This is a genomic window from Microbacterium sp. 13-71-7, from assembly GCF_002257455.1.
Taxonomy (GTDB): Bacteria; Actinomycetota; Actinomycetes; order Actinomycetales; family Microbacteriaceae; genus Microbacterium.
This window is the reverse complement of record NZ_NCKN01000174.1, coordinates 1-8,870: the sequence shown is the minus strand read 5'-3', so window position 1 is coordinate 8,870 and position 8,870 is coordinate 1. Positions and strand designations below refer to the sequence as shown.

8 protein-coding genes are annotated in these 8,870 nt (G+C 72.4%); 2 read left to right on the top strand and 6 right to left on the bottom strand.

Annotated elements, in window-relative coordinates; all coding sequences use genetic code 11:
• The 3 genes from B7X32_RS15150 to B7X32_RS15140 all read right to left on the bottom strand — a co-directional run.
• Positions 1-653: ABC transporter permease subunit (locus B7X32_RS15150; RefSeq protein ID WP_292721317.1), on the bottom strand; the 653-nt coding region annotated here is incomplete at its 3' end.
• On the bottom strand, positions 650-1,459 hold the full coding sequence (gene modA, locus B7X32_RS15145) for a molybdate ABC transporter substrate-binding protein (protein ID WP_292721315.1): 810 nt from the start codon (positions 1,457-1,459) through the stop codon (positions 650-652). The genes modA and B7X32_RS15150, both read right to left, overlap by 4 nt.
• Positions 1,456-1,863 carry a TOBE domain-containing protein gene (locus B7X32_RS15140; RefSeq protein WP_292721312.1) on the bottom strand — a complete coding sequence of 136 codons (408 nt, stop codon included), beginning with the start codon at positions 1,861-1,863 and terminating at the stop codon, positions 1,456-1,458. The genes modA and B7X32_RS15140 overlap by 4 nt, the downstream gene beginning before the upstream one ends.
• Positions 1,864-2,158: 295 nt before the next feature.
• On the opposite strand from B7X32_RS15140, the gene B7X32_RS15135 reads away from it, so the two are divergent.
• Both B7X32_RS15135 and B7X32_RS15130 read left to right on the top strand, forming a co-directional pair.
• A complete protein-coding gene (locus B7X32_RS15135; protein ID WP_292721309.1) occupies positions 2,159-2,638 on the top strand; it encodes a nucleoside deaminase in 480 nt (159 codons plus the stop codon).
• 28 nt (positions 2,639-2,666) lie between these two features.
• Positions 2,667-4,211 carry an NCS2 family permease gene (locus B7X32_RS15130; RefSeq protein WP_292721306.1) on the top strand — a complete coding sequence of 515 codons (1,545 nt, stop codon included), beginning with the start codon at positions 2,667-2,669 and terminating at the stop codon, positions 4,209-4,211.
• Positions 4,212-4,351: 140 nt separating this feature from the next.
• Here the strand turns inward: B7X32_RS15130 and B7X32_RS15125 are convergent, their stop codons facing one another.
• The 3 genes from B7X32_RS15125 to B7X32_RS15115 form a co-directional block, all read right to left on the bottom strand.
• Positions 4,352-4,969, bottom strand: coding sequence for an NTP transferase domain-containing protein (locus B7X32_RS15125; protein ID WP_292721301.1), 618 nt, complete (start codon positions 4,967-4,969; stop codon positions 4,352-4,354).
• On the bottom strand, positions 4,966-7,881 hold the full coding sequence (locus tag B7X32_RS15120; protein ID WP_292721299.1) for a molybdopterin cofactor-binding domain-containing protein: 2,916 nt from the start codon (positions 7,879-7,881) through the stop codon (positions 4,966-4,968). Before B7X32_RS15120 ends, B7X32_RS15125 begins: the two co-directional genes overlap by 4 nt.
• A partial coding sequence (locus B7X32_RS15115) for an FAD binding domain-containing protein (protein ID WP_292721297.1) occupies positions 7,878-8,870 on the bottom strand: 993 nt, incomplete at its 5' end. The genes B7X32_RS15120 and B7X32_RS15115, both read right to left, overlap by 4 nt.

Sequence of the window (8,870 nt, the reverse complement as noted above, 5' to 3'; positions counted from 1 at the left end):
GCCGCGAGCGGCAGCGTCACCCGGCGGAAGACCGTGAACCGGCTCGCGCCGAGACCCGCCGCGACCCGCTCGTGCTCGGTGCCGATCGCCCGCAGCGCGCCCTCAATCGAGATCACCAGGAACGGCAGTGCGACGAACGCCTGCGCGATGACCACGGCCGCGGTCGTGAACGGGATCCTGATGCCCGCGACGGCCAGCGCTCCGCCGAGCAGGCCGTTGCGCCCGAGCAGGGCGAGCAGCGCGATGCCCCCGACGAGAGGGGGCAGGACGAGCGGCAGCGTGGTCAGCGTGCGCAGCACCGAGGCCAGCCAGCCGCGGCTGCGGGCCATCGCGACCGCGAGCGGCACCCCGAGGACCGCGCAGACCACGGTCGCGATCGCGGCCGTGGTCAGGGAGAGCCCGAGCGCCTGCAACGCGGCGGGAGAGGTGATCGCCGCCGGGACCGTCGCCCAGTCCAGCCGCACCAGCAGTGCGACGAAGGGCAGCACCAGCAGCAGCACGGCGATGATCGCCGGGATCAGCAGCCAGGCGGGCAGGTGCTCCCCGCGCCGTCGCGGGGCGGCCGCGGGGGCGGCATCGGGGGTCGGGGCGTCCCCGCGCGTGGCCGTCGTCGACGACGCGACCGCGCGCGGATCCCTCCTGCCCCCCGTCATGCGCCGCCGAACCCCAGTTCCCTGAGGATCTTCTGGCCCTTGTCCGAGAGCACGAAGGCCTGGAACGCAGTGGCGGCCTCGGCGTTCTTCGAGGCCTTCAGCACCGTGATCGGATACTTGTTGGTCGCCTTGTCGGCGCCCGCGATCGCGATGCCGGTCACGGCGGATCCTGCGGCCTTGACGTCGGTCGCGTACACGAGTCCGGCGTCGGCCTCCCCCGCCTTGACCTTCGCGAGCACCGCGGTCACGTTCTGCTCCTCGCTGGCGGGCGTCACGGTCACCTTCGCCGCGTCGAGCAGCGTCTTGGCCGCGTTGCCGCACGGTACGGCGGGGGCGCACAGCACGACCTTCAGGCCCGGGTCCGCGAGCGAGGCGAGGTCCTCGACCTTGAGCGGGTTGCCGGGAGCGACCGCGATCTGCAGGACGTTCGTCGTGAAGACGGGAGCATCGCCCGCGAGGCCCGCCTGGGCCACCTTGTCCATGTTCTTCTGGTCGGCCGAGGCGAACACGTCGACCGACGCGCCCTCGATGATCTGCGTCGCGAGCGTCGAGGATCCGTCGTAGGTGATCGGATCGACGTGCACCTTCGGGTTCTCCGCCTCGAACGCCGTGGAGATCTTGTCGAACGCCTGGCTCAGCGACGCCGCGGCGAACACGGTGAGTTCACCGCTCGCGGTCGAGGACGCAGCGGTGGGCGTCGGCGTCGCGGCGGGAGCCGCGCCGGAGCATGCGGTCAGGGCGAGCGCCGCGGCCAGGGCCGTGGCGGCGATCGCGGACAGGCGCAACGGGAGGGGGGATCGGGTCATCGCGACTCGGTCCTTTCGGTCTCGATGATCATCATGGTGGCCTTGGTGACGGCGACGGCCTTGCTCCCGACCTCGAGCCCGAGCTCGGCGGCGGCCTCGGCGCTCATGAGCGACACGATGCGGTTCGGACCGCTCTGCAGTTCGATCTGCGCCATCAGCCCCTCGACGCGCACGGCCGTGACGAGGCCCACGAAGCGGTTGCGCGCGCTGCGCAGGACGTTGTCGCCGGGATCCGGTTCGCTCGCCAGAGCCTGTGCGCGCTCGGCGAGCTCGACACCGGGCACGACCTGGTGCCCCGTCGCGTCGGTGGACAGGGTCAGGATGCCGTCCGCAGCCCAGCGGCGCACGGTGTCATCGCTGACTCCCAGAAGGCCGGCAGCCTCGCGGATCCGAAAATGCGTCATGGCGATGACCATAGCGCCGCGGATGCGGAGAAGCAACACGGATTATCACAATGTGGAATCCAGGTTCCAAAAAACGATGGACGTGGCGGGGGAACGCTGTTACTGTCGATCCAGCCCGAGGCCGTATCAACAGCCGGAGGCGGGATGACAACCTAGCGGTTCGACGTACTTATCTCGAGGAAGGGCCCGACGAAGGGTCCGACCGGAAGCCGTATCACTGCGACGACAGCAAGGAAGCTCTCCGATGAACAGCACCCCTGTGCCCTCTCAAAGCGCTGCGCCTTCGTCCGCTGGTGTGACGACGCCTGCCGAGTATCTCGCTCAGGCCGTCGCCCTCGCCACGGACAACGTCCGAAACGCCGGAGGTCCCTTCGGCGCCCTCATCGTCTCGGCCGACGGCCGGGTCTTCGAAGGCGTCAACCGGGTCACCGCGAACCTCGATCCCTCGGCACACGCCGAGGTGACCGCGATCCGCAACGCGTGCCAGCAGCTCGGCACGTTCGACCTCTCCGGCGCCACGCTCTACACGAGCTGCGAGCCGTGCCCGATGTGCCTCGCCACGTCGCTGTGGGCGCGCGTCGACCGGGTGTACTTCGCGGCCAACCGCGACGACGCCGCCGACGCCGGCTTCGACGACGCGGTGTTCTACCGCTATTTCGAGGGGGGACCGGAGGACAAGGCGCTCATGCCCGTCTCCGACATCGCCCTGCCCGCCGAGGAGCGCGTCGCGCCCTTCACCGAATGGAACCTCACCACCACCCGCATCGAGTACTGACCCGACCCGACGAACCCAGGAGCAGACAATGACGTCCCCCACTCCCACCCCCGAAGCAGAGGGAACACCCGAGAACGAGGCCACCGCGCTGTTCTCCCGCCAGGAGGAAGCACTTCCTCCCCTGAAGACCGGCGCCACCTCGACGGTCGAGGTCGAGCCCAGGAACGGTCTCGACCGGTTCTTCAGCATCACCCGCCGCGGTTCGACCGTCGGCCGTGAGATCCGAGGCGGCATCGTGACCTTCGTCACGATGGCGTACATCGTCATCCTGAACCCGCTGATCCTCGGCGGCACCAAGGACGTCGCCGGCCACGCCCTGGATGCCGCGCAGATCGGCGCGGCGACCGGCCTCACCGCCGGCGTCATGACGATCCTGTTCGGAGTCATCGCACGACTGCCCTTCGCGCTCGCGGCGGGCCTCGGCATCAACTCCTTCCTCGCGGTCGCGGTCGTGGGCCAGGTGACCTGGGCCGAGGCCATGGGTCTCGTGGTCATCAACGGCATCCTGATCGTGCTGTTCGGAGCCACCGGCATCCGGACCGCGATCTTCCACGCGGTGCCGCAGCCGCTCAAGGCCGCGATCACGGTCGGCATCGGCCTGTTCATCGCCTTCATCGGCTTCGTCGACTCGGGCTTCGTCAACCGCACCGCGGGCCCCGGCGGTCCGCCGGTGCAGCTCGGCAACGGCGGATCCATCACCTCGGTCCCGACGCTGATCTTCCTGCTGGGACTCGTCGTCATCGGGATCCTGGTGGCACGGAAGGTCCCGGGCGGCATCCTGATCGGCATCGTCGCGACCACGGTCGTCGCGCTCATCGCCCAGGCGGTGCTGCAGCTCGGTCCCTCGTTCAAGGACCCGAACGGCTGGCACATGACGATCCCCGAGCTGCCGAGCTCGCTGGTCACGATCCCGGACTTCAGCCTGGTCGGGCAGTTCGACCTGTTCGGCGCCTTCGGCCGCGTCGGCGCGCTGTCGGCGACGATGCTCGTCTTCACCCTGGTGTTCTCGAACTTCTTCGACGCGATGGGCACGATGACCGGCCTCGCGAAGAACGCGGGCCTGGCCTACAAGGACGGCACGTTCCCGCGGCTGCGCTCCGCGTTCGTCGTCGAGGGCTTCGGCGCCGTCGCCGGTGGCATGACCTCGACCTCGTCGAACACGGTCTACGTCGACAGCGCCTCGGGCATCGGCGAGGGCGCCCGCACGGGTCTCGCCTCGCTCGTGGTCGGCGTGCTGTTCCTGCTGTCGATGTTCCTGACGCCGCTCACGCTCGTGGTGCCGATCGAGGTCGGCTCGGCCGCCCTCGTCATCGTCGGCGCGATGATGATGGGACAGATCCGCGAGATCAAGTTCACCAACTTCGCGGTCGCCCTCCCGGCCTTCCTCACGATCGTGACGATGCCGCTGACCTACTCGATCGCCAACGGCATCGGCGTCGGCTGCATCTCCTGGGCGCTCATCAACGTCCTCTCCGGCCGGGCGAAGAAAGTCCACTGGCTGATGTGGGTCGTCGCCGCCGGGTTCGCGCTCTACTTCGTGCGGGGGCCGGTGGAGCAGTTCCTCAGCCACTGAGCAGTCCGTCGAAGCCCCCGATCCGCGTGCGCGGGTCGGGGGCTTCGACGTTCGCGGGGCGGCCGACCGCACGGGCCGCCGACCGCCGGGGCCGCCGACCGCACTGGCCGCCGGCCGCACGGCCGCCGGCCCGATCCGGGTCAGAGGGGGACGCGCAGCTCGGGCCACGACGCGAGGTCGGCGGGCTCATCGATGTCGTCGCCGCGGCCCAGATCGCCGCACTCCACGTCGTCGACGAGATGGCGGTTCCGTGCGATCCACGCCCGCGCCGCCGCGTCGCCCTCGGCCAGGGCCGCGGCGGAGCAGAGGTCGCCGGTGCCGAACACCGCGGGGTTGCCTGGGACGCCGTGCCACATCGCGCGGGCGACGCGCCCCGGCACGTGGGCGGCGAACAGGCGCCGGATCACGGATGCGTCGACGCCCGGCTGGTCCACGAGCAGCACGACCACGGCATGGGGCGGGGCGTCGGTCACGACGAGCGGCAGCACGGCCGCGCGCAGCGAGGCGGACATGCCCAGCCGCGCGTCGTGCACCTCGACCACGTGCGCGGCGGGGCAGCGGGCGCGGAGCCAGCTGCGCGCCGTGCGGGCGGCCGGGCCGACCGCGACCGTGACGCTGCAGCCGGCCTCCGCCGCGGCCCGCGCGGCGCGGGTGACGAGCACCTCGCCGTTCCAGGGGAGGAGCGCCTTGGGCCCGCGGCCGAGACGGGTGCCGCGTCCGGCCGCGAGTACGATCGCGTGGCGGGAGCGCGTCGTCATCGGGCGGCCTCCGCATCCCGCTCGAGGATCGCGGCGTGGATCCGGTCGCGCGTGAAGGGCGTCGCGGTCATCCTGATGCCGGTCGCGTCGCGGATCGCCGCGGCCAGTGCCGGGGCGATCGGGTTGAACGGCGACTCGCTCATCGACTTGGCGCCGAGCGGGCCCAGCACGTCGGAGGTCTGCGCGAAGTGCACCTCGGAGCGGGGGATGTCGGCGAACGCGGGCACGTGGTACTGCCGCAGGATGTCCGACACCACCGTGCCTGTCTCGTCCACGCGCACGATCTCGTGCAGCGCGGCGCCGATGCCCTGCGCGATGCCGCCCTCGACCTGACCCCGGCACTGCTCGGGGTTGACCACGACGCCGGCGTCGGCGGCGTGGATCGACCGCAGGATCCGCAGCTCCCCTGTGGCCTCGTCGATCGCGACGCGGAACCCCTGCACGTTGAAGGCGACCGACCGCGGCGTGCCGCCCCAGTACCCCTTCGCCTCGAGGGGCACGCCCCGGCGCTCGGCGTCGGCGGCGAGGTCGGCCAGGGAGACCGACTGCTCGCCGCGGATCACGCGGGATCCGGCGAGCACGCATTCGGCGGGCGGCGCGTCCAGCAGCTCGGCGGCGCGGCCGCGGATGCGCTCGGCGAGGGCGGTCGCGGCGGCGTGCGTGGCCCGCCCCGCGACGACGGTTCCGGTGGAGCCGAACGCGCCGGTGTCGTGCGGCACCAGATCCGAGTCGGACTGGCGCAGCCGCACGGCGCGGGTCGTGGTCTGCAGCACGGTCGCGGCGATCTGCTGGTGCACCGTGGAGGTGCCGTTGCCGAACTCGGCCGTGCCGACGTCGAGGCCGAACGCCCCGTCCGCCTCGAGCCGGATCACGGTGTGCGCGTGATGACCGCGCGGCGGGACCGTGGCGATCATCGCGACCGCGGATCCCTCACCGAGCCGCCAGCCCTGGGCGAGCGCGCGACGATCCTCGTCCCGGTCGCGGGCCAGGCCATCGCGCACGATCCGCACGCACTCGTCCAGGCCGTAGCTGCCGATGATGAGGTCGGGCTCCTCGTGCGCCGCGATCATCGCGTCGTCCTGCCCGATGAGGTTCGCGGTGCGGAACGCGAGCGGATCCATGCCCAGCCGGCGGGCGAGCTCGTCGACGGTCGACTCGATCGCGAAGATCATCTGACTCAGCCCGTAGCCGCGGAAGGCGCCGGAGGGCACGGTGTTCGTGTAGACGACGTCGGCGTCGATCCTCTTCGCCGCCGCCCGGTAGACGGCGATCGACTCGCCCACGCCGTGGAACATCACGCCGGGGCCGTGGTTGCCGTATGCGCCCGTGTTGGAGCGCACGTCGACCCCGATGCCCGTGATGCGGCCGTCCGCGGTCGCGCCCATGCGCACCCTGATCCGGAACGGATGCCGCACGCTCGTCGCGGTCAGCACCTCCTTGCGCGAGAACTCGACGCGCACGGGGCGGCCGGTCGCCATCGTCGCGAGCAGGGCCAGATCCTCGGTGAACACCTCCTGCTTGCCGCCGAAGCCGCCGCCGACGCGGGCGGAGTAGACGCGCAGCCGCTCCCTGTCGATGCCGAAGATCCGGGCGAGCGTGCGTCGGGCGAGGAACGGCACCTGGGTGCTGCTGCGCACGACGAAGCGGCCGTCCGGATCCTGCCAGGCGATGGATCCGTGGGTCTCGAGCGCCGTGTGCGAGACGCGGTGGGTGTGGAAGGTGCGCTCCTCGACGATGTCGCTCGCGGCGAGCTCGGCCGCGAGGTCGCCGACCTCGGAGCTCATCTCCATGACGATGTTCGCCTCGGCGCGGGCGACCCCCTCGGGGTCGGGCACGGATCCGCCCGCCGCCCTGGCCCGCTGCCCGGCGGGGGATGCCGCGCCGTGCAGCGCGACGGTCCCCGCGGCGTCGGCGAGCTCCGGATCCGTGTTCGCCGGGAGGACCTCGTACTCCACGTCGACGAGGCGGGCGGCGCGGTCCGCCGCGCGCTGCGACTCCGCCACGACCAGGGCCACGCGCTGCCCGACGAAGCGCACGTACTCGTCGAACACGCGGGTGTCGTACGGGTCGTCGGCCTCGATCTCGTGCTGCGCCGTGGAGAACACCGTCGTCGGGGCGTCGCCGCGGCTGAGCACGCGCACGACGCCGTCGGAGGCGAGGGCGCGGGTCGCATCGATCCCGACGACCCGTGCGTGCGCGTGCGGGCTGCGCACCACCGCGGCGTACAGCAGCGGGGCGGGGAGCTCGGCGGGGTCGATGTCCATCGTGTAGCGGACGGTGCCGGTGACGACCCCGGCCGCCGCGGGGGCGCCCGTCGCGCGGCCCACGCCGCCGGCGCGGTCGTCGATGTTCACCGTGCCCCGCACCGCGTCCTCGATCGCGCGGTACCCGGTGCAGCGGCAGATGTTGCCCTTGAGCGTGCGGCCGAGGTCCTCCTCGGCGCCCTTCGGCATCGCGGCGACCGTGCACACCATGCCCGCGGTGCAGAACCCGCACTGGAAGCCGGCCGCGCGGCGGAACCGCTCCTGCACAGGGTGCGGATCCTCGGGGGTGCCGAGGCCCTGGACGGTGACGATGTCCCGGCCGGCGGCGCGGTGCGCGGGGTACACGCAGCTGTGCACGGGCTCGCCGTCGACGATCACGGTGCACGCGCCGCAGTCGCCGCCGTCGCACCCCTTCTTCACGCCGTACGAGCCCTGATCGCGCAGCCACGTGCGCAGGCACTGTCCGGGCTCCGGGTCGACCGGGACCGGGCGCCCGTCGAGGGTCGCGTGCGGTCCGCAGGCGTGGGATCCTCGCGAAACACCACTTTCCGCGCGAGACACCACGGCAGCCGGGGCGTCTCGTGCAGGATCCGGTGTCTCGCACTCGTGTGCCGCGCGCGCCGGGCGTGCGGGGGAGGTGGTGCTCATCGGGTGCTCCTCTCGAGGCGCAGGTCGCCGGTGACCCGCCCGATCGCGTCGTCGACGCCGATGGCGGACTCCGGCAGCAGTTCGGCGAGGATCTCCTCGCCGAGGCGGTGCGTCATCAGCCGCCGCCAGGCGGGTTCGCCGTGGATGTCGTCGTACCAGCCGCGCGTGCGGGCGACCGCGGCGTCGATCGCGTCGCGCCAGGCGGCGCCGTCGGCGCGGACCGCGATCCCGGTCCCGCCCCGGGCGTCGTCGGCGCGGGCGGCGATTCCGGCGGTCCCGCTCCCGGCGGTCCCGCTCCCCGCGGTCCCGTTGCGGGGGTCCGGATCCGCCGTCACGTCGAGCACGATCGGGTGGAACGTGGACGCCGTGACGACGAGCCGCAGCCCCGACGCCGACGTGCGCCGCCCGATCAGCAGGGCCGCCGAACGTCCGCGCTCGGTGAGCGAGATGCGGCGGAACGCGGGCGTCTGCGCCAGGGCATGACCCGGCACGAGGAAGCTGCGGATCAGCTCGCCGTCGGCGAGCCGGGTGCGGGCGGGGCCGACGATGAGCTCGGCCACGGGCGCGCGCCGTGCGGAGCCATCGGGGCACAGGATCAGCGCGGTCGCGCCCCAGCCGCTCAGCAGCGAGATCATCGGGCCGGCGGGGAGCCCCGTCGCGACGTTCCCGCCCACGGTCGAGACGTTCCAGATCTTCCACGACGCGACGAAGGAGTCGCACGCGGGCGGGATCAGGTCCAGCCCCGGCAGCGCCGCCCGGGGCACGCCTCCGGGGGACGGTTCATCGGCGAGGGCGCGCAGCTCCGCGATCCGGCACGTCGCCGCGATCTCCAGAGCCGGCACCCCCTCCACTTCTCGCGTCGTCCCCGTGAGGGGACCCTCTGGGGTGCGCTCATGGGGACGACTCGAAGGTGGGTGGTGCCAGGTCAGCGGGGGCCAGCCGGAGTCGGTGATGTCGAGGAGCCGGGTGGGGGCGCCGCGGGTGATGTC